Raw genomic sequence first — 21,049 nt, 5'->3', positions numbered from 1 at the left:
ATATAGAAAAAGGCTCCAAATCGGAGCCTTTTTTAATTAGATAATGTTCCTATTAATTATTCGCTCGTTAAATTTTTCATGGCGAAATGTAATAGCCCGCTTGAATTTTTAAGATTTAGTTTTCTTATCATATTTTTACGATGCGTTTCTATTGTAAATTGGCTTCGAAAAAGAAGATCAGCAATTTCTTTAGTAGTTTTACCTTCTTTGATGAGCTGTAAAATTTCAAGCTCTCGGTTAGTTAATTTAAAATCTGTAGTCCAAACCTGTATGTTGCTAACTGCTTTTACCTTTTCTTCATAAAAGACTTTTTCACCTTTGCCTACATTTCGTATAGCTTCGATAAGCTCTTCAGTATTTACAAATTTTGGTAAATAACCCGCAACGCCGATTTTCGTTAATTTCTCTCTGATATTTTCTTCAAAAAGCATAGAGAGGCAAATAATCTTCAACGAGCCAAAATAGGGTTTCATTTTTTTAGCTATACTAATACCCGAGTTTCCCGGTAAATTAATATCTAATAGCAAAACATCGGCTTTATGAATTTCATCCGATTGGAGCATCGTTTCACCATCTCTAAAAGTTGCGATTACCTGTAAATCCTCGAAAGGATCTAAAATTTGCATAATTCCTTCAGTGAAAAGCGAATGATCGTCAACTAGAACTATATTAATTTTTTTCATTTTTCAATAGGTATTTCGACGATGCTTATCATGCCTGATTCCGTATTTTCCATATGAAATATCCCCTGATGATAAGAAACTCTGGATTTTATATTTTTAATACCCATGCCTTTGGTGAAATTATTTTTTAGTCCAACACCATTATCTTCTAATTGTAAGCTACAGGTAGTCTCATCACAATTTATAACAATATCTATAACAGTTGCTTTAGCATGCTTTATGATATTAGATATTAGCTCCTGGAAAATTCTATAAATATTTACGGCTTTTATAGTTTCTATACGATCATCTTTTCCAAGGATGGTCAGATTTATTTCGATGTTGGTATTTTCCAATAGTTTTAAATCCTGCTGGATGGTTTTAAAAAGCCCGATACGTTCTATATTTTTAGGAGAGATCTGAAAAATTAAATTTTTAAATTGAATTTGAGCCAAATCAAATACACCATCAATTTGTTTTTTGTTATCAGATTTCGATTCTAATAGTAATCGCAGGGCATTCATGGTATTTCCTAATCCATCGTGAAGATTTCTAGCAATGATTTTCCGTTCTTTTTCCTGAACTTCAATAAGTGCGGTACTTAATTCCTCACTTTTTCTTTTAGCCTGAATAATTTTTTGATTCATAGCTCTCAATTCCTTTCGATAATTCAGTAAAAAGGCTATGGTAAGGCTTAAAATTTCAAAAGATACACTATTAATAATATTTCCGGGAGCCATATAAATTGTAGAACCACCCAGTTGAAGAGAATTTGTAATATAGAATATGAGTGACAGAATTAACAAAATATTGCAGCAGATGTAGTAAACTGCTTGTTTATTTCCTTTTGCGATAGAATATATCAAACTAACAACTAAAGCGCCTAGATTTAGAATGAAACATATGTGCAGAATTAATCGATATTGGTCAAAAATTGCATTGTTTTCTGGTAAAATTACTTTTGATGTTACGAATAGTAATAAAATAAAAAGAATAAAATTGTTTATATATTTTAAAAGTTTAAACCATTTAGGAAAGTTTGTTTTTTGATTAGTGAAATACTGAAATACTTTAGTATGAAAAAATGAAGCGAATAACGCAAAAAACATCTTCGGAAAGCGCACCCAAAAAGAATGTAAAAAGTCTGGTACTAAATGGGTGTCATACATGTATTCTATCGAATTAAAAGCCATCATGCTTATAATGTAGCCAAACATAAATCCGTATAATTTTCTTCGGATTATGATGTAAAGAAGTAGATTGAATAGTGCTGTGAAAATGAAGTAACCAAAATAGCGGCCCAATAAAAAAGCGTGATTCGTTTCGTAAATATAAATATCCTTTGCAGTCGTAAAATCAGTGGGAAAGTAGAGATTGGCATGTCCCTGTAATTCGGTTTTAAGAATTAAAGTCTTTGTTTCAAAAGGTTTCATTTTTATCTGAAAAGAAAGACATCGTATAGGAATTGATCTTTTAGCAAGGCTTTTTGATGCCGATGTTTTCCCTATTTGATGTAACTTCCCGTCTTTATACTCATAAAGGCTAAAAATTACGCCGTCGTTATAATAGCTCCAAAAGTAATCTTCTGTTTGATTTTGATCATTTTTAACAGTAAGTGCAAAATAGTGCTGGCATTTTGTAAATCCTTTATTGACAACCCGGTTGGAAGGCATGTTTTTAAATGCACCATCTTTAAAAGCATTGATTAATTTTTCTTCAGAAATTTCAGCACAACTTTTGTATGATTTCAAGAAATCTACAATATGGCCGGGATATGAGCCTTTAACATAAAGGGTATCGTCACCAGAAGCAAAGGTGAAAAAAGGTATTAGTAAAATTAGAAAATACAGAAAATTTCTTAGCACTTTAATTATCAAGTGTTTGGAGATAATTAAAAATAGCTAAATAGTTTGTAAATTAACTACCTATAGATAGGTATTTTAGCTATTAGGACTGAAAAATCTTGATAATTACGCTTCATCTAGATTAATATTCATTTTTTCAGCAAGACTTTTTATAAGTGAAATATCGGTATCACTTTCTACGGCTTGTATTCCACTATCAAAAAATAATTTGGCTTCTTCTCTTATAAGCTTTTTGTAGTAATCTTCTTTTTGTTCTTGCTCTAATAAATATTCAAACATTAAGCTAATCTTCTGGATAATGATTAGATCATGAGAACAATATGTTCTTATAGTCGCTAAAACATTATAAAGTAAACTTTTAAAATCTACTGTGTTTAATTTTAAATAACATTTTTTTTCTCGACTTATAACGCTCGTGTCCTTTTTCTGCATTCTTAGACCTAGCAGTTCAGTTAAATAATCAATCGCATTTATCGCGGTTCCTGGGTCGTTTATTCCAGGCGACATGGCTTTAGCTATAATTTCTGTAAGTTGTTTAAAAGCAAGAACATAATTGTCTGCCACTAATTCTTCCCGGGCAAAATTGAAATTTGCTAAAACTTCATCTAATTGTTCTTCATCTAATTTACGTTCAGAGCGAAGTATGGGATAATCTTTCAGAATAAAAATTCCTTTAACAGGAAGAATATGCAATTTTGTATCTAACTCGTCACAAAGTTTTAAAAGATTGGTTATAGAGATATTTTGAAAATAACCGCTCTTTTTTGCGCAGTAGGTATGCCAGTTCGTGGAGTCTGGAAATTGTTTAAATTCTTTTGCTTCACTTTCTAGCAGTCTATGTAATCTGTTTTTTGATAAATTATAGATGTTGTCTAATATATTATTTACCTGTATGCTTTTTGAGATGTTGTGTATAAAATAGATAAAAGCAGCCATACAGAAAACTGTAAATACAATTCCTGAAAATACCGAAAATCCAGGTAATTCTTTTCGGGGAGCATCTGGATTTATGGCAACCATAGTAAAAATACAGTAAAGAATTGTCGCGAGGTATACTCCCAAAACTGTTTGGTGTTTACGATCTGAAATCAAACCGGGAAGCAGCCTGGGTGAGTAATTAGTGGAAGCCTGGTTTAGCAGGACCATAACCATAGAGAAACTAAAAACCATCATAGAGATTAGCCCGGTAATAATAGCGCCAAGCACACTTAATGCGGTATCACCATTATTGACGATTATCGAGGGAACGTTTTCTCTTATAAAATCTGAAATTCCCAAGCTTTCTAGATAAAGCGTAAGCGCCGAAAATAAAAATCCTGAAAGAGCAAATAACGTAGGATAAAATGCAATCTGACTTCTTATAGAATTGAAAAAAGAGAGTAGTCGTGTAAAAAGTTTCTTCATCGAATAAATAAAAGTTCGCACAATATAGTACGAAAATAAGCTAGTATGTTAAAAAGTCATGTTAAAAACCTGGAATACTGCCAAAATGACGTTAAAATTTATTTGGAATTTAAATTGCTATTGGATTAGTGTCTTTAAAAGAAAAATGTTTAAATAAAAAATAAGAGTTATGAGTTTAATAAAAAGAAATGAAAACTGGTTACCATCTGTATTTGACGATATGTTTAAAACCGATTGGATGGGAGGAACTACAAATGTGAATAATATAGGAACAAGAATTCCTGCGGTTAATATTCACGAATCAGACGAGAATTTTATTGTTGAAGTTGCTGCTCCCGGAAAAGCAAAAGAAGATTTTAAAATTGAATTGGATAACGATGTATTAACCATTTCAGCTGAAGATAAAGTAGAAAAAGAAACTTCAGAAAAAAATGGAAAATATACTCGTAAAGAATTTAGCTATAGCACATTTAAAAGAGCTTTTAGTTTACCTGATACGGTAGATAACAGTAAGATCTCTGCAAATTACAATAACGGTGTTTTAGAAATTGCACTTCCTAAAAAAGAAGAAGCAAAAGTACAGGCTAAAAGAATGATAGAGATATCATAAGTTGAGGTTAGTTGATTAGTTAAAATGAAAAAGCCGAATCCTAAGATTCGGCTTTTTTTATTTTTTATTTTCTTCAGGAAGGTATCTTAAGAAATACATGGTATCTCCACTTGGGTGATCCCATTCATGAAATAACTGAAATCCGAATTTCTGATAAACGATCGCATTTTTTCGCATTCTCGTTTCGGCGTATAAAGGAAGATTATAAACCTTAGCTCTTCTGTAAAATTCATTTTTCATTTCTACACCAACCTGTGTGCCGGGACCTCTAGCTTCTTTTAAGATTCCCCAGAACCAGCAATATAAATATTCACCTTCTTGCGGTCGCTGTTTTTTAATGTAATCCTGAGTTTTTACAATTTTATAAGCGTTTTTTACTCCGGTTACATTAAAGACTAAACCTAATTCAGACCAGGCATTTTTCCAGAAATTTTCATCTTTCTTACTTGTTTTAAACAAAATGGCAATTCCGTTTCCATCTTCACTAACAATGAGCGCATCTTTCTCGATCGCTTTATTTACCATATGCGTTGCAAGATATTCGTATCTTTTATGCTCGTTCCCTCCCTTTTTTACAACGTCCATAGACGATGGGATCTCCTTTAAAAGAGTGGTCACTTTTCTTATAATATCTGCTTTTTCTTCCTGATTCAAAATTCGATGATTTAGGTTGCGAATATAATAAATTCATAAGGTTTATTATTCGAGAAGTGTTTTCAATTCAATTAGAAATTTAATATAGCTTCTTCAGCAAAAGATTTTACGGCCTTTGAGCTTAGAAAATTTTTCTATTGAATGATTTTGTAGTTATTTTAAACTCAAATTTATTCCGAAGAAATAAAGAGTGTTGCTTTATATTTTTAATAGTAGTTTTACTAGCTTTTGTGCAATCTACCTTTAAAAAGGATGCTATGAAATTGTATAAGATCAATAAATGAGAGCATTCAACTAGGTTGCGCAAGCATGACGCTCAAATTAACTTGATAGATAAGCACGGTTTTTAAATATTTTAAATTGATAAAATTTCCCGCAATAAATATTTCGAATCCTAATTGGAGCAGGGAAGAAGATCTAACTTCTTTTTTGCTTCAGGATAAATTCATTTATAATAATTCTGGAACCTATTTTCAGGAATATTTAAAAGACAACCTGTTTTGTGATAGCAACGGAAAAATCTTTAAAATTATAGGCGAAAAACAACCAAAATCGATCTTTAGAAAAGTGTTTTTCTTTTTACCCAATATCTACAAAACCGAACTTATTTTCGAACCTACTAACGAATATATGACATTAGAAGATCTTCGCGATTTTTTGATAGAGAGAATAAAAACTTTGGGTTATGGCAAATTTGAAGTGAAATGGATTTTAAAATTAAGGCAGGCAAATTCTTATGAAGAATTAATTTTAGGGAAGTAAAACTAAAATTCCAACAAAATTGCAGGCTTTAGAAATCTATTTTTTAATGATAAATCAATCTTAAGCCAGATAAAAGCTACTATCTTTGCAAACTTAAATTTTCGATTTTGCAGCTTTCAGATTATACAAAAGAATTCGGGAAAAACCTCAATATTGCTTATCCGGTAATGTTAGGGCAGTTGGGCCATGTTTTAGTGGGGCTTGCTGATAACTTGATGGTGGGTAGATTAGGAGCAGCGCCATTAGCCGCGGTTTCTTTAGGGAATAGTCTTGTATTTATTGCACTTTCTTTAGGGATAGGTTTTTCATTCGCGATCACTCCGCTGATTGCTGAAGCTGATGGATCTGGCGATATAGAGAAAGGAAGAAGCTATTTTCATCATGGTATTATTCTCTGCGGAATAAACGGAATACTACTATTTTTACTGTTATTGGTAGCAAAGCCATTATTGTATTATTTAAATCAGCCGCCCGAGGTTGTAGATTACGCGATCCCTTATCTGGAAATTGTAGCGTTTTCGATGTTGCCTTTAATGATTTTCCAAGCTTATAAACAATTTGCCGATGGTTTATCACAAACCAAATATGCCATGTACGCTACAATTTTAGCAAATTTGGTAAATGTACTTTTCAATTATTTATTGATTTACGGAATTTGGATTTTTCCTGAACTGGGTCTGGAAGGAGCAGCTATTGGCACATTGATTTCAAGGTTTTTTATGCTTTGGTTTGTTTGGGAAATCCTAAGACGAAAATCGAAGTTTAAACCTTATTTTGTTTGGTCTAAAAAAGAGTTATTTAAAACCGATATTTTCAAGAAAATATTGAATCTGGGCTTTCCAACCGCTTTACAAATGCTTTTTGAAGTTGCGATTTTTACGGCTACCGTCTTTTTAGCCGGACTTTTAGGAACTAATCCACAGGCAGCAAACCAAATTGCTTTAAATTTAGCATCGATGACCTTTATGATAGCTGTAGGCTTAGGAGTGACGGCAACCATTAGGGTGGGCAATCAAAAAGGATTGCGTCATTATAAAGAATTACGCCGAATTGCCATGTCTGTTTTTCTTTTAGTATTTATTATTGAAGCTATATTCGCGGTAGGTTTTATTTTACTGAAAGATTGGTTGCCTGGCTTTTATATTGAAAATACAGAGGTTGTACTACTTGCAGCCCAATTATTGATTGTAGCCGCTTTATTTCAGCTTAGTGACGGGATGCAGGTGGTAATTTTGGGTGCCTTGCGAGGCTTGCAGGATGTTAAAATTCCCACAGCAATCTGTTTTGTAGCCTATTGGATCATTGGTTTCCCGGTTTCTTGGTATTTTGGTAAAGCTGAAAACATGGGAAGTATGGGAATCTGGATGGGTTTGTTGGCGGGATTAACGGCTTCCGCATTGATGTTATATTTTAGATTCAACTATTTAAGTAATAAATTGATTGCGAATAAACCAAACGAAATTAAAGAAGAAACTGTTTAAAAATATATACAATGGAATTTCCTAAATTTTTATTGGGTGATAACACCGATTATTCAGATGCAATTTTTGTAATTCATACTGAATTTCCTCGTTTTATTATTAATCTTGAAAACGATGAGGTAGAATGGCTTGAAGATTTTGATAAATCTGATGAAGAAGAATTAACTAATGAAGCTGAAAGTTTGATTCAGCAGGCCAACGAATTTTATGATCGCGAAGTAGCGAGATACGAGGAAGATTAAGAAGTTTTTATGGAGAATTTAATAGAATTAGATCATAAATTATTCCTTTATTTAAACAATCTTGGCTCTGAAACCTGGGACTGGATGTGGATCGGCATTAGTGACAAATGGATGGCGATCCCTCTTTATGCACTTCTTTTATTTCTTCTTTTTAAAAAATTTGGTTGGAAATATAGCTTGGCCACAATGGTTTGCATTGCTTTGTTGATCACATGTACCGACCAGATGTCTAACGTCTTTAAAGACTTTTTTATGCGAGCTCGCCCGTGCCGGCAGGATGGTATAACCGAATTTGCTAGAATAGTAGCCGAAAGATGTGGCAAATATGGCTTTTATTCAGCGCATGCTTCTAGTACTTTTGCAGTGGCAGTTTTCTTGGGATCTGTATTTAAGAAAAGGATCCCAAAAATGATATGGTATCTTTTAATTTGGGCTGCAATCGTAGCTTATAGTAGGGTTTATCTTGGTGTACATTATCCTGCCGATATTCTAATAGGTGCTTTATTCGGTATTCTTTACGGTTACCTGCTTTATTTATTTCAGCAATATTTGGTTAAAAGATTTCATTTGGTGAAAAAATAATTTTCAGTTATAATAAACTCATTTTTTCTTATCAGGAGTTTTACAGTTTGCAATCTTTAACTTTTTTATTGTTTGAAATTTAGCATTTTCAATAATTATTTTCATTTAAAATTAATACCTGATAAAAAGATATTATAAAAATTGAAAATCATATAAATTTAAGCTAAACTTGTAGTCTAATTAACTATTAGTAAGATGGCAGATAAAAGCACTTTCAATAATAAATTGATAATTTTAATCACCTTGGTTGCAAGTCTTGGGGGATTATTATTCGGGTATGATACCGCTGTAATTTCAGGAGCAGTGGGAGCTATGAACGCATATTTTATTAATCCGCTAGATTCCGATAACGTTTTAGCTTCTGGAGCGATTATAGAATTTAAAAGTATTATTAGTATTGTTTCCGTAGGTGTTCTTATTCTATTTGGTTATTTTCTCTTTAAATTTTTCAAAAAAATAACTGCGATCGCAATCGTTATTGTTTTTCTACTCATAACGATTCCTCTTTTTAAAATTTATTTTCTGGATCTCCCCGATTTGCTTACCGAGAATCTAAGAAATTCGATTTTAGGGTTTATGACGAGTAGTGCATTAGTAGGTTGTATCTTAGGAGCTTCCTTTGGTGATTTTATAGCAAACTCGGTGGGTAGGCGAAATGGTTTGATTATTTCGGCGGTTTTATTTTTGCTCTCAGCATTGGGATCTGGCTATCCGGAAGCTTTCAATATTTTTGGAATACAAACACTTTCTTCTTTTATAATCTACCGAATAATTGGTGGAATGGGAGTCGGGATAGCAAGTATGTTGGCACCGCTTTATATTGCTGAAATGGCGCCTGCGAATATTAGAGGGAAAATGGTTTCCTGTAATCAACTGGCAATCGTTTCTGGTATGCTTATCGTATACTTCGTTAATTACTTTATAGTGCAAGGACAAACTGATGAATGGATATCTTCTTTGGGATGGCGTTATATGTTTTTATCTGAAGTTATTCCTGCATGCTTATTTTTCTTTCTCTTATTATTTATGCCGAAAACACCACGTTTTCATGTTTTAAAGGGGAAAGAGGAAAAAGCAAAATCGATTTTGGATAAATTAAATGTGCAATCTTCTTCAGATCGAATTCTTGCTGAAATAAAAAAGTCGTTTCAAACAAAGAAAGCACATTGGCTATTTTATGGGTGGCCTGTAATAATCGTAGGTCTTTTGCTTTCGGTATTTCAACAGTTTGTAGGAATAAATGTAGTTTTATATTATGCTCCTGAAATTTTTAAAGGGATGGGTGTAGATACCAATGCCTCTATGATTCAGACCATTATCGTTGGTGCTATTAACCTTATTTTTACCGTAATTGCGATAATGACAGTTGATAATTTTGGAAGGAAGAAATTATTATTAATTGGTAGTGTAGTGATGGGGATTAGTATGATTGGGCTTGGTTTCTCGCTTTTTTCTGGTACGGTTGGTTTTACTTCGCTAATTTTAATGTTGGTGTACATCGCAGCTTTTGCGGTTTCCTGGGGACCTGTAACATGGGTTTTACTTTCTGAAATTTTCCCGAATTCTATAAAAGGTGTGATGGCTGTAGCTGTAGCAGTGCAATGGTTAGCAAACTTAGTGATATCCTGGACTTTCCCAATTATGAATAATAATCCATTTTTGGTTGATAATTTCAACCACGGATTTTCCTATTGGGTTTATGGAGCTTTTGCAGTAATTTCAGGGGTATTTGTGTGGAAATTCGTTCCTGAAACAAAAGGACGTTCGCTTGAAGATATGGAACAGCTTTGGCTGAAAAAGGAAAAATAATAGAGTACCCTTCAGAAAAAATAACTTCAGTAAAAAAGATTTAAAACCAGTGAAATGCAGGATAAAAACTGAAATTTGAAAAAAATTTCAGCTATTTTCATGAGGTTGCTACGGAATAATTTGTGGATTATAATCTTGTAAGCGTTCAAATAGTTATTACATTTGCGTCTCATGAAAAATTCATCTGGATATATTTCTCTATTTACTGCGCTCTTAGTAGTCTTTGCGCTGGTATATCCTTATGTTCATATTTTTGATCATGATTTTTCAGCAAATTTATCAAAAGAGCATCATCATATCGCTCAAATGGATAAGACATTCGTAAAGTCCAATCTGGATTGTAAGATTTGTGATTTCCATTTCTCAGGAGCAGATGATTTAGAATTTGTCTCTTACGATCTTTTTATTCCGCTTAAAGAAAGTATATATTCACTTTCACTTACCCAAACACTTAGGGATTATCCAAATCCTTATTTTTCTTTACGAGCACCACCTGCTCACCGTGTATAATTAGGTTTAATTCTTGGTAATTGATTTTACTAATACTTTGTTACATTTTTATTTACGGTTTATTTCTATGAAAATCTTTTGGATAGGTTTATTCTTATCCCTGTTTTTTTATAATTCTTACTCGCAAGATTATAATACATACACGTTATCAGGTAAAGTTTTATCTGAAACAGGGGATGCCTTAGATGGCGCTTACATTAAAATTAATGACCAATTTTACTGGACATCGGCAGATGGTGATTATTCGGCAAAGTTAACTGAAGGTGATTACCAACTTCATGTTTCCATAATTGGGTATCAGTCGGTTGATTCTTTAGTCCATCTTACAGGAAATTCAGTATTAAATTTTGAGTTAAAACGAGCGGTAAACGGTCTTGATGAAGTTTTGCTGGAAGGGCATCAACATAAAAAGACAAGTCAAAGTGTTTTATATGTCGATAACGAATATTTAGAAGATCAGTTTAGCGGTTCTTTGGCAGCGAGTTTAGAAAAACTACCGGGCTTTAATGCCATGCAAATAGGATCGGGAGCTTCTAAACCAATTATTCGAGGCTTAGGGCTGAATAGAGTTGCAATAGCAGAAAATGGCGTAAAACAAGAAGGCCAGCAGTGGGGAGCAGATCACGGTTTAGAAATCGATGCACTACAAGTAGAAAATCTTGAAGTGATTAAAGGAGTTGGCTCAATTGCTTATGGTAGTGATGCCTTGGGAGGGGTTGTTCGCATTAATAATAATAAAGTCCCTAAGGAAGGAATTTCAGGTAGCATTTATAGCTTTACTAAAAGTGTAAATAATAGCCTGGGAAGCTCGGTGCAGGTAGCATATAGGAAGAAAGATTGGTTTGCAAAAGCAAAAATTACCGGAATCAGTTTTGCAGACTATAAGTTACCAGCAAAACAGATTTCCTATCTAAATTTCGATATACCCATATTTGATGAGAAACTTAAAAATACAGCGGGGAAAGAGCTAGATTGGTACGGCCAATTTGGAGTAATTAAAGATAATTTCACCTCTACAATTAGTGTAAGTAATGTATATCAAAAATCTGGGTTTTTTCCTGGTTCTCATGGTATACCAGATATTAGTAGAGTACAACCCGATGGTGATGCTAGAAACATAGAAGAACCCTTTCAGCGGGTAACTCACTTTAAAGTGATTAGTAATTCTGATTTTGATTTTAAGAACGGAAAACTTGATGTAGATCTTTCTTATCAAAAAAATCATCGGCAGGAATGGAGTTTATTTCATACGCATTATGCCGGCCAAGAACCGCCAGAGGTAAACCCAAATTTAGAACTTGATTTTGATTTAGAAACTTATGGCGCCAAGGCAACTTACCATCATAATTTTAGTAAAGAACATGAGACCCAAATAGGAGCTGATTTTCAATGGAAAAATAATACAATTGAAGGCTTCAATTTTCTTTTGCCAGAATATCAGTCGGTTAATTATGCCATGTTTCTCATCCATGAGTTTAAACCTTCTTCAGAAAATTTATGGACGTTGGGAATGCGTTTCGATTACGGAACCATAGATATGGAAAGATATTATGATCCTAATTTATATGAATTCCTTCTCGGAAATAATCAATCTGAAGAAACTGCAAATAGCTACGCTCAAAGAAGTCAGGATCTGGATAGAGATTTTAATAGTTTCAATATAAGATTAGGCTGGGATCACGAATTTGATGAGCACTGGAACAGTAAAATTAATATCGGAACAGCGTTTCGTTTGCCAACCGCAATAGAACTTGGAGCTAACGGAATTCATCATGGTTCTTTTAGACACGAGCAGGGTGATCCAAATTTAGATCCAGAAAAGGGTTTTATGGCCGATATTAGCCTAAATTTTGCTCAAAATTCATGGAAAATCAATCTTAGTCCGTATGCTTATTTTTTCAGTAATTACATTTTTTTAGAACCAACTGGAACATTCTCTTTATTGCCACATTCTGGGCAATTGTACAGCTATACTGAATCTGAAGCTTTATTAACCGGACTCGAATTTAGCATAGACAAACAAATAGCACGATGGCATTTTGGATTGGCTGGGGAATATTTGTATAACCAGCAATTAACTTCAAAAAGTTCACGTAATTTCCCGTTGCCTTTTACGCCGGCCAACAATCTTTTTACAGAAGTAGGTTATCAACTTTTTAATTCTTCGGAGACTTTTAATAATTCAGAAATAAGCATCAATAACCGGTTGGTTATGGAGCAGGATCGCATTGCCCAGGGAGAGGAAATCACGCCAGGTTATGGATTATGGGGTTTAGGATTACGTAGCGATTTAAGATTCAATAAATTTTTGGCTAAAATTAATTTAAGAGTAGATAATCTTTTTAATAAAAAATACTTTAATCATACCAGTTTTTATCGCAGACTACAGATTCCAGAGATGGGAAGAAATATTCAACTAAGTATTAAAATTCCATTTGGACAATCATGAGGAATTTGTTGTTGATATATATTAGTCGATTGCTATTGCTGCTTTTACCATTTGGGCAAATTTTATGGTCTGCACATTTGGTTTTAGAAGAGCATGCCAATTCTTTTGAGGTAAATGATCTAAAATTTGAGAAAGTAAGCTCACCGCACTGGTGTTCAGATTTTTTACATGGCGAAAATCGTGGGTTACTTCCCAATATTACGCCCGAAGAAGAATTTTTTAGCATAGCAGTAAAAAAACGAACTTATCTTGATGTTAGTTCTTATATCAAGACTTTAAATTATTTAAGATTTTATGTGCGAGGACCGCCCGTGTGTAGTATTTAATTCAGCAAAAAAATTAGAATACAGATTTAAAGAAATACACATTTAAACATAGAATTTTAAAATGAAAAATTTTTCAATAAAAGTAATAGGTCTATTAACAATAGCATTCTTCGCATCTTGTAGTAGTGACGATGATAATATTTTAGATACAGAGGCACCGGAAATAACGATTAACGATCCCGTAGAAGATGAAGCTTTTGCAGTAGGCGGGGAGCTGCATTTTGATGTCGATTTAAGCGATAACGACGCTTTAAAATCTTACAAGGTAGATATTCATAATAATTTTGATGGGCATACACATTCTGGTGTTTTAAACAGTACTGTGGCTGTAGGTACAAAGCAGGCTACAACAGTTAGCCCATGGTCTTATAATGAAACTTTCCAGATCGAAGGGATGCCTCAAACCTATCATGCACACGAGCATATCCAAATTCCAGCAGACATTGCAGAGGGGCCTTATCATTTAGGAATAACTGTAGTTGATGCTTCAGGAAATGAAAATCAGGTTTATGTTCAGGTGATTATTGGTGAAGATCATACAGGAGAAGAGCATGGTATTAGCATTACTGATATCGAAAGTGAAGATGTTGGGAGAGGATCAGAGATGCATGCTGAAGCTCAAATAAGCGCTGAACACGAAATCAGCTCAATCTCAGTAGGTATTCACGGTCACAATCTTAATCCTGAAGATGGAGAAATCAAATGGACTTTCGATGAAACTTTCGATGATTATAGTGGTACTTCTGCAGAATTTCATGAGCATATCGATATTCCAGAAAATGCTGCTTTAGGTGAGTATCACATGTCAATTACCGTTGTTGATGCGGAAGGACATTCTCATACAGAAGGAGTTCATTTTCATATCACTGAAGCAGGTAACAATGCAGAAGCCATTTCTTTCTCAGAGTTAACTGTAGATGAAGAAGTAAAAGCTGGAGAAGAAATGGATGTAGATACCGAGATTACCAGTGAGCATGGTATCGAAAATGTAGAAGTTCATATTCATTTTGAGGACGGTGAAGGTTGGTCTTACGAGGAAGATTTTCCTTATGAAGAAGAAACTTCGATCGATTTTCATAAGCACATCGATGTACCGGCAGATGCTGCAATCGGCGAATATCATATATCTATAGAAGTTACAGATCACGATGGTAATACAGCAAATACAGATGCGCATTTTAAGGTCGTTGAATAAGTAATAGGTATTTCCACTTTTTAAAAGAAAAGTGATTTGATTTAAAAAGGAGATCTTTCGGGGTCTCCTTTTTACTTTTATACTGAAAGGAAATTTAATATTTATTGTAAGTGTTACCGGCTAGTCTTTAATCTTCTTTTATTTTTGCATATATAAAATTTAAATTATCCTTTTTCAAATAGAAATATGAAAATAGAACAAATATATACCGGATGTTTAGCTCATGCAGCTTATTACGTAGAAAGTAATGGAGAAGCCGCAATATTCGATCCTTTAAGAGAAGTAGATTCTTATATAAAAAAAGCTGAAAGTGATAATGCTAAAATCAAGTTTGTATTTGAGACTCATTTTCATGCAGATTTTGTAAGCGGACATTTAGATCTTCAGAAAAAAACAGGAGCAGAAATTGTTTTTGGTCCAAATGCGAAACCAGATTACCCTGCTTTGATAGCTAAAGATGGTCAGGTTTTCAAAATTGGGGATTATACCATTAAAGCCATGCATACACCCGGCCATACGATGGAAAGTACCACCTATTTATTGATAGACGATAAGGGCAAAGAGCACGGCATAATAACAGGCGATACTTTGTTTATAGGAGATGTTGGTCGCCCAGATCTTGCCCAACATGTGGTTTCAGATTTAAGCCAAGAAAAACTTGCAGGCTACCTTTACGATTCGCTAAGAAATAAAATAATGCCCCTAAGCGACGATCTTATAGTGTATCCAAATCACGGTGCGGGATCTGCTTGTGGTAAAAAGATGAGTAAGGAAACTACCGATACCTTGGGTAATCAAAAGAAAACAAATTATGCACTAAGAGCCGATATGACCAAAGATGAGTTTATAGATGAACTATTAAATGGTCTTACCGCACCTCCTAAATATTTTCCGCAGAATGTTTTATTGAATATCGGTGGTTACGAAAGTTTTGATAATGTAATGAAACAGGCCGGTAAAGCATTAACTCCAGAAGAATTTGAGCTAAAAGCAAATAGTGATGCATGTCTTATTTTAGACACCCGTAATGCGACCGCTTATGCAGAAGCGCATGTGCCAAATAGTATTAATATTGGTTTAAGCGGAAGTTTTGCGCCATGGGTTGGAGAAATGATACCAAGTTTAGAAACGCCTATTTTATTAGTGACCGAAGAGGGAACTGAAGAAGAAGCGATTACCAGATTATCCAGAGTAGGTTATGATAATGCACAGGGATACTTAAATGGCGGTATCCAGAGCTGGAAGGAAGCAGGTAAAGAAGTTGCGCGTATAAACCGGATTTCTGCGGAAGAACTAAAGCATGAATTTGAAAATGGAACTGCAATAATAGATGTTCGTAAAAAAAGTGAATTCGATTCAGAACATATTGAAGGAGCCATAAATGTACCGCTTAGTCAGATTAATGAGCATTTAGAAAGCTTTCCACAAGAACAGAAGTTTATTATTCATTGTGCGGGTGGTTACCGCAGCATGATTGCAGCTTCAATCTTACAACAGCGGGGGTGGACTGATCTTACAGATGTTACCGGAGGTTTTAAATCTATAAAAGAAACTTCAATTCCAAGAACGGAATATGTTTGCCCAAGTACGTTATTATAGTTTTTCAAAATAATTTAGATAATACAAAGGCTAGCTTTAAAAGCTAGCCTTTTTTATTCAATAATCCGAGGCTCGCCTCGCCAGTAATCTTTAAAGTTTAAAATGCGTTCCGATAAAATGCTGCTTGGGCTTGCCCCTGGAGAAATTTGTTTCTATTTAACTACGATCAAAATCTAGGTGAGAATTTCAATAAAGTGAAAAATCTAAAATTATGTTTATAGCGAAATTTTAAATTTTTTCTTTCTCGATGATCCGTTAATCGTTTATATCTTAATATTTCAAATTTAATTTCATTATTAGTCATTTTTAGTCTTTAATTTTTGATAATAGTCAAAATTTAAATTATACTTGTAGTCAAATAAACTATTAGTAGTTCGAATCTAAAATTATAAAACCATCATTGAATGTATTTTTTAGGAATAGATCTGGGAAGTAGCTCTGTAAAATTATCCATTTTCGATGCTCACGCGGGCAAAAGTATAGCCGCAGTGGGAGAGCCAAAGTCTGAAATGGCCATGGAAGCCGCAAAGCCTGGATTGGCAGAGCAAGATCCAAACCAATGGTGGGAAAATGTAAAGATTGCACTACAACGTTTACATACTGAATTTGATATTGATTTATCCAAAATAAAGAGTATTGGTATCGCCTATCAAATGCATGGATTAGTTTTAACAGACAATGCCTTAAAACCAGTTAGACCCTCAATAATTTGGTGTGATAGTCGTGCGGCAGAGATAGGAGAAAATGCTTTTCATGAAATAGGTGAAGAAAAATGCCAGGAAATGATTTTGGGAAGTCCCGCTAATTTTACTGCTTCAAAATTGAAGTGGGTAAAAGAGAATGAACCTAAGATTTATCAAAAAGCGGCTTACATGATGCTTCCTGGAGATTATATAGCAGCTTGTTTTAGCGAGAAAGCACAGATTAGTAAAGGAGGTTTGTCTGAAGGGATGCTTTGGCACTTCAAAGAAAATCGTCTAGCTACTGAGATTTTAGATTATTATGAAATTTCAGTAGATTTAATTCCAGAGGTTGTTTCTAATTTTGGTGATCATGCCACGATATCTTCAAAAATCGCTAAAGAATTAGGGCTTTCAGAAGATGTGAAAATTACATATCGTGCCGGGGATCAGCCTAATAATGCAATGTCTCTAAATGTACTTAGCCCGGGAGAAATTGCCACCACTGCAGGAACTTCCGCAGTAATTTATTCGGTTAGCGAAAATCATGCTTTCGATAAAGATAACCGTATTAATACTTTTTTACACGTAAATAATCAAGAGCAGGAAAATAGAAACGGAGTAATGGTTTGTATTAATGGTTCGGGGATTTTATATCAGTGGTTACGCAATATTTTATCTACCGGAAATGAGCAATTATTGGATTATGATTATTTAAATGAACTGGCTGCAAAGTCTAAACCGGGGAGTGAAGGTTTAATTTTTCATCCTTTTGGGAATGGTGTAGAAAGAATTTTTCAGAATAAAGAAGTATCCTCCGGAATCTCAAATCTTAACTTTAATATCCATAAAACTCCGCATCTTGTTAGAGCAGCTTGTGAAGGTATTGTGTTTGCGATGAATTACGGTTTTGAAATTATGCAAGAAGTTGGAGCCTCAGGAAAAACGGTGCGTGCAGGTAAGGATAACTTGTTTTTGAGCGAAGTTTTTAGAGAAATTTTCGTGAATACTACAAATACCACACTTCAACTTTACAAAACGAATGGTGCTGATGGTGCGGCAAGAGGAGCGGCTTTTGGTTACGGGCATTACGAAACATTAGAAGAAGCTTTCAACAGCCTAGAATGCTTACAAACTATAGAACCAAAACCAGAGTTGGTAGAAGAATACAAGACAATATATAATAACTGGAAAAAAGCGATTAAATTTTAATATTATGAGTAATTATTTTAAAAATATCGATACCATAAAATTTGAAGGTAAAGAGAGTGATAATCCTTTGGCTTTTAAATATTATGATGAAAATAAAGTAGTAGCAGGGAAAACTTTAAAAGAGCATTTAAGGTTTGCGGTGGCTTATTGGCATACGTTCAACAACAAAGGGGGAGATCCATTTGGTGCTGATACCGAAGTGTTTGAATGGGATAAAAAAGAAGATCCTGTGGCGCGCGCAAAAGATAAAATGGATGCTGCTTTTGAATTTATGACAAAGCTTGGTGTACCTTATTACTGTTTTCACGATGTAGATCTTGTGGATGAAGCACCAACTTTGGCAGAGTTTGAAAAGAGAATCCAGACCGTTACAGAATATGCTAAACAAAAGCAGGAGGAAAGCGGACTCAAATTACTTTGGGGAACGTCGAATTTGTTTAGTAATCCAAGATACATGAATGGAGCATCTACAAATCCTAATTTTGATGTGGTTGCTTACGCTGGTGCACAAGCTAAAATAGCCCTGGATGCCACGATTGCTTTGGGAGGCGAAAATTATGTTTTCTGGGGTGGTCGTGAAGGTTATATGAGCCTGCTAAATACTGACATGAAAAGAGAGCAGGATCATTTGGCTAAGTTTTTAGGAATGTGTAGAGATTATGCTAGAAAAGAAGGTTTTAAAGGTAATTTCTTTTTAGAGCCAAAACCTATGGAACCTACAAAACATCAATACGATTACGATGCTGCAACTTGTTTAGGTTTTATTAATAAGTACGGACTTAAAGATGATTTCAAGCTAAATATTGAAGTAAATCACGCAACACTAGCCGGGCATACGTTTGAGCATGAATTGCAAACAGCGATTGATGCCGGGATGTTAGGAAGTATAGATGCTAACCGCGGAGATTACCAAAACGGCTGGGATACCGATCAATTCCCAATCGATCTTTTTGAAGTAACCCAAGCCATGATGATTATTCTTGAAGGTGGTGGTTTACAAGGTGGCGGAATTAACTTTGACGCAAAAGTTAGAAGAAATTCTACAGATCTTGAAGATAAATTTATAGCTCATATTGCAGGTATGGATGTATTTGCAAGAGGTCTTATTACTGCAGATCATATTCTTAAAAACACAAAATATAACAGCTTAAGAAAAGATCGTTATGCAAGTTTCGATAGTGGTAGCGGTAAGGATTTTGAGACTGGAAAACTTACTTTAGAGCAATTAAGCGAATTAGGAAAAGCAAATGGAGAACCAAAACAAATAAGTGGAAAACAGGAGCTTTACGAGCAAATAATCGCTAACGCCTATTAAATTTTTATAATTTATTTTGAAAAAAGATCGCTATAATGCGGTCTTTTTTTGTTTAATGAAAAAGAAATCCTAAAAGTATTTGTATGAAAATCATAGTGTTTACGGCGGTTTTCAAAAGAAATAGACTGAACTTTCATGTAGGGTGAATTCTAAAAAAAGTAAGAATATCCCTTCTTGAGGGTATTGAGATGGCTAAAACCGAATAATACATTTGTACGTATAATAGTTTAACCAATTATACTTATATCAATTATGAATTATTTAGTTTTTCGTCACTTTTCGGTTTTAGAGAAATTTATTTCAGAATTTAATGAAAGTAAATCTTTGCTATCAGCGGCTTCAAATAAAAGAGAGCAATCTAAGGCAGAGTATAAAATGGATCTTGTAATTTTCAATTTTGAAATTTATACTTCAAAATATCCGGAAATTTATAACTTCTTTCTTGGTAAAATTAATGATGAATTTAAAAGACGTGAAGCGTGGGATAAATTACGATCAAAAGATAATTTTGTGCCTTATCTTAAAAATTTAATGAATTCTTTTCAGGTTGAAACTGCCTAGTTTAATTTAGAAATTTTAAAGGAATTCTAACTTACAAAGTTTTATTTTTAACCTTAATAATGGCATTCATTCCGCCATCAATATTTATAAAATTACCGTTTAATCCTAATTCTTTAAGTAAGCGAATAGCCTTTAAACTGCGCACGCCCGACTGGCATAAAAAGAATACTGGTTTTTGCGTTTCGATAGTTTTATATTTTGAATTAAGTTTGGTTAACGGAATATTTTGCCACTGCTGATGAGAGGTATTTTCGAGATTTTGCTTTTTGATTTCATCAGGATTTCGAACATCGATTAATTGAATATTTTCAGAATTCCATTTTGCTAAAAAGGCCTCAGCACTAATATCATTAATTTCTGAAGTACAACTAAATTCATAGGATTTTTGAAGCTTTTCAATTTCTAAATTCTTAGGATTTAAGCTGAATTTTATTTGCTGCTGAAGTTGACTTAATCCGTCAAACAATACTAATTTACCAGAAAGTGTTTCACCAATTCCGGTAATCACTTTTACCGTTTCTAAGGCTTGTAAACTTCCTATGATTCCGGGGATAATTCCCAAGACGCCATTTTCGTTGCAATCTGGAATTTCTTCAGGATTTGGCATTTCAGGAAATAGACATCTATAAGTAGGACCGCCTTGATAATTAAAAACACTAACCTGACCTTCAAAAGCTTGTATCGCTCCGTAAATCAATGGTTTTTTTAGTATTACACAGGCGTCATTTACTAAATATCGCGTTGCAAAATTGTCTGAAGTATCGACAACGACATCAAAATTTTCAATAATTTCTAAGGCATTTTCCGTAGAAATAAAAGTTGAGAACGTTGTAATCTCAATTTCGCTATTTAAAGCTTGCAATTTTTGTTTCGCTACTTCAACTTTAGATTTGCCTATATCACTTTCTGTATATAAAATTTGGCGTTGTAAATTGCTTATATCAATACTATCATTATCTACGATACCCATTTTGCCAACACCCATTCCGCATAAATATTGTAGAACAGGAATACCAAGGCCACCTGCTCCAACTACCAAAACACTTGCTTCTGCTAGTTTTTGCTGGCCTACTATGCCAAATCCCTGAAGTCGAGTTTGTCTTGTATATCTTTCGTTATTCACTGGCAAAG

General features: G+C 33.9%; 19 protein-coding genes. 14 read left to right on the top strand and 5 right to left on the bottom strand.

The genetic code is table 11. The features are described from left to right. Positions 1–56: 56 nt before the first annotated feature. From PBT91_RS12655 to PBT91_RS12645, 3 genes are all read right to left on the bottom strand, one after another. Positions 57–683, bottom strand: a complete 627-nt coding sequence (locus PBT91_RS12655; protein WP_270058834.1) for a response regulator — start codon at positions 681–683, stop codon at positions 57–59. Beyond that, positions 680–2,527, bottom strand: coding sequence for a sensor histidine kinase (locus PBT91_RS12650; RefSeq protein WP_270058833.1), 1,848 nt, complete (start codon positions 2,525–2,527; stop codon positions 680–682). Before PBT91_RS12650 ends, PBT91_RS12655 begins: the two co-directional genes overlap by 4 nt. A 105-nt stretch (positions 2,528–2,632) precedes the next feature. Continuing rightward, positions 2,633–3,931 carry a DUF2254 domain-containing protein gene (locus PBT91_RS12645; RefSeq protein WP_270058832.1) on the bottom strand — a complete coding sequence of 433 codons (1,299 nt, stop codon included), beginning with the start codon at positions 3,929–3,931 and terminating at the stop codon, positions 2,633–2,635. Positions 3,932–4,100: 169 nt separating this feature from the next. Between PBT91_RS12645 and PBT91_RS12640 the strand changes: the two genes are divergently transcribed. After that, positions 4,101–4,541, top strand: coding sequence for an Hsp20/alpha crystallin family protein (locus PBT91_RS12640; RefSeq protein WP_270058831.1), 441 nt, complete (start codon positions 4,101–4,103; stop codon positions 4,539–4,541). Positions 4,542–4,598: 57 nt separating this feature from the next. On the opposite strand, the gene PBT91_RS12635 is transcribed toward PBT91_RS12640, so the two are convergent. Beyond that, positions 4,599–5,195, bottom strand: coding sequence for a hypothetical protein (locus PBT91_RS12635; RefSeq protein ID WP_270058830.1), 597 nt, complete (start codon positions 5,193–5,195; stop codon positions 4,599–4,601). Between the two features lie 360 nt (positions 5,196–5,555). Here PBT91_RS12635 and PBT91_RS12630 point away from each other — a divergent pair, with 360 nt between their 5' ends. The 13 genes from PBT91_RS12630 to PBT91_RS12570 all read left to right on the top strand — a co-directional run bounded on the left by PBT91_RS12630 (position 5,556) and on the right by PBT91_RS12570 (position 19,918). Beyond that, positions 5,556–5,957, top strand: coding sequence for a hypothetical protein (locus PBT91_RS12630; RefSeq protein WP_270058829.1), 402 nt, complete (start codon positions 5,556–5,558; stop codon positions 5,955–5,957). Positions 5,958–6,064: 107 nt separating this feature from the next. After that, positions 6,065–7,438, top strand: a complete 1,374-nt coding sequence (locus tag PBT91_RS12625) for an MATE family efflux transporter (protein WP_270058828.1) — start codon at positions 6,065–6,067, stop codon at positions 7,436–7,438. An 11-nt stretch (positions 7,439–7,449) separates the two neighbouring features. Further along, entirely contained in the window at positions 7,450–7,680 is a 231-nt protein-coding gene (locus PBT91_RS12620; protein WP_270058827.1) for a hypothetical protein, read from the top strand. A 9-nt stretch (positions 7,681–7,689) separates the two neighbouring features. Further along, positions 7,690–8,262: a phosphatase PAP2 family protein gene (locus PBT91_RS12615; RefSeq protein WP_270058826.1), complete on the top strand. Its 573-nt coding sequence runs from the start codon at positions 7,690–7,692 to the stop codon at positions 8,260–8,262. A 195-nt stretch (positions 8,263–8,457) separates the two neighbouring features. Beyond that, the gene (gene xylE, locus PBT91_RS12610; protein WP_270058825.1) at positions 8,458–10,071 is read left to right on the top strand and encodes a D-xylose transporter XylE; all 1,614 of its coding nucleotides are present in this window, start codon (positions 8,458–8,460) and stop codon (positions 10,069–10,071) included. A 171-nt stretch (positions 10,072–10,242) separates the two neighbouring features. Beyond that, entirely contained in the window at positions 10,243–10,581 is a 339-nt protein-coding gene (locus PBT91_RS12605; RefSeq protein WP_270058824.1) for a hypothetical protein, read from the top strand. Between the two features lie 67 nt (positions 10,582–10,648). After that, on the top strand, positions 10,649–13,030 hold the full coding sequence (locus PBT91_RS12600) for a TonB-dependent receptor (protein WP_270058823.1): 2,382 nt from the start codon (positions 10,649–10,651) through the stop codon (positions 13,028–13,030). Next, a complete protein-coding gene (locus tag PBT91_RS12595) occupies positions 13,027–13,356 on the top strand; it encodes a hypothetical protein (RefSeq protein WP_270058822.1) in 330 nt (109 codons plus the stop codon). Before PBT91_RS12600 ends, PBT91_RS12595 begins: the two co-directional genes overlap by 4 nt. A gap of 61 nt (positions 13,357–13,417) precedes the next feature. Further along, positions 13,418–14,551, top strand: a complete 1,134-nt coding sequence (locus PBT91_RS12590) for a DUF4625 domain-containing protein (protein WP_270058821.1) — start codon at positions 13,418–13,420, stop codon at positions 14,549–14,551. A gap of 186 nt (positions 14,552–14,737) precedes the next feature. Then, entirely contained in the window at positions 14,738–16,150 is a 1,413-nt protein-coding gene (locus tag PBT91_RS12585; protein ID WP_270058820.1) for an MBL fold metallo-hydrolase, read from the top strand. Positions 16,151–16,554: 404 nt separating this feature from the next. Continuing rightward, entirely contained in the window at positions 16,555–18,042 is a 1,488-nt protein-coding gene (locus PBT91_RS12580) for a xylulokinase (protein WP_270058819.1), read from the top strand. A gap of 4 nt (positions 18,043–18,046) precedes the next feature. Then, on the top strand, positions 18,047–19,357 hold the full coding sequence (gene xylA, locus PBT91_RS12575) for a xylose isomerase (RefSeq protein WP_270058818.1): 1,311 nt from the start codon (positions 18,047–18,049) through the stop codon (positions 19,355–19,357). A 252-nt stretch (positions 19,358–19,609) separates the two neighbouring features. Further along, on the top strand, positions 19,610–19,918 hold the full coding sequence (locus PBT91_RS12570; protein ID WP_270058817.1) for a hypothetical protein: 309 nt from the start codon (positions 19,610–19,612) through the stop codon (positions 19,916–19,918). A gap of 31 nt (positions 19,919–19,949) precedes the next feature. Here the strand turns inward: PBT91_RS12570 and moeB are convergent, their stop codons facing one another. Beyond that, the gene (gene moeB, locus PBT91_RS12565; protein WP_270058816.1) at positions 19,950–21,041 is read right to left on the bottom strand and encodes a HesA/MoeB/ThiF family protein; all 1,092 of its coding nucleotides are present in this window, start codon (positions 21,039–21,041) and stop codon (positions 19,950–19,952) included. Positions 21,042–21,049 lie beyond the last annotated feature (8 nt).

The organism is Zunongwangia sp. HGR-M22 (assembly GCF_027594425.1).
Taxonomy (GTDB): Bacteria; Bacteroidota; Bacteroidia; order Flavobacteriales; family Flavobacteriaceae; genus Zunongwangia.
The sequence above is the reverse complement of the archived record's forward strand: the minus strand, read 5'-3'. Positions and strand labels throughout refer to the sequence as shown.

Bases quoted from the DNA above. Each gene is read 5' to 3' on its own strand.
- PBT91_RS12655 (WP_270058834.1), bottom strand. From the start codon at position 683: ATGAAAAAAATTAATATAGTTCTAGTTGACGATCATTCGCTTTTCACT.
- PBT91_RS12570 (WP_270058817.1), top strand. From the start codon at position 19,610: ATGAATTATTTAGTTTTTCGTCACTTTTCGGTTTTAGAGAAATTTATT.
- xylE (WP_270058825.1), top strand. From the start codon at position 8,458: ATGGCAGATAAAAGCACTTTCAATAATAAATTGATAATTTTAATCACC.
- PBT91_RS12605 (WP_270058824.1), top strand. From the start codon at position 10,243: ATGAAAAATTCATCTGGATATATTTCTCTATTTACTGCGCTCTTAGTA.
- PBT91_RS12600 (WP_270058823.1), top strand. From the start codon at position 10,649: ATGAAAATCTTTTGGATAGGTTTATTCTTATCCCTGTTTTTTTATAAT.
- PBT91_RS12585 (WP_270058820.1), top strand. From the start codon at position 14,738: ATGAAAATAGAACAAATATATACCGGATGTTTAGCTCATGCAGCTTAT.
- PBT91_RS12580 (WP_270058819.1), top strand. From the start codon at position 16,555: ATGTATTTTTTAGGAATAGATCTGGGAAGTAGCTCTGTAAAATTATCC.
- PBT91_RS12590 (WP_270058821.1), top strand. From the start codon at position 13,418: ATGAAAAATTTTTCAATAAAAGTAATAGGTCTATTAACAATAGCATTC.
- xylA (WP_270058818.1), top strand. From the start codon at position 18,047: ATGAGTAATTATTTTAAAAATATCGATACCATAAAATTTGAAGGTAAA.
- PBT91_RS12620 (WP_270058827.1), top strand. From the start codon at position 7,450: ATGGAATTTCCTAAATTTTTATTGGGTGATAACACCGATTATTCAGAT.
- PBT91_RS12640 (WP_270058831.1), top strand. From the start codon at position 4,101: ATGAGTTTAATAAAAAGAAATGAAAACTGGTTACCATCTGTATTTGAC.
- PBT91_RS12595 (WP_270058822.1), top strand. From the start codon at position 13,027: ATGAGGAATTTGTTGTTGATATATATTAGTCGATTGCTATTGCTGCTT.
- PBT91_RS12645 (WP_270058832.1), bottom strand. From the start codon at position 3,931: ATGAAGAAACTTTTTACACGACTACTCTCTTTTTTCAATTCTATAAGA.
- PBT91_RS12615 (WP_270058826.1), top strand. From the start codon at position 7,690: ATGGAGAATTTAATAGAATTAGATCATAAATTATTCCTTTATTTAAAC.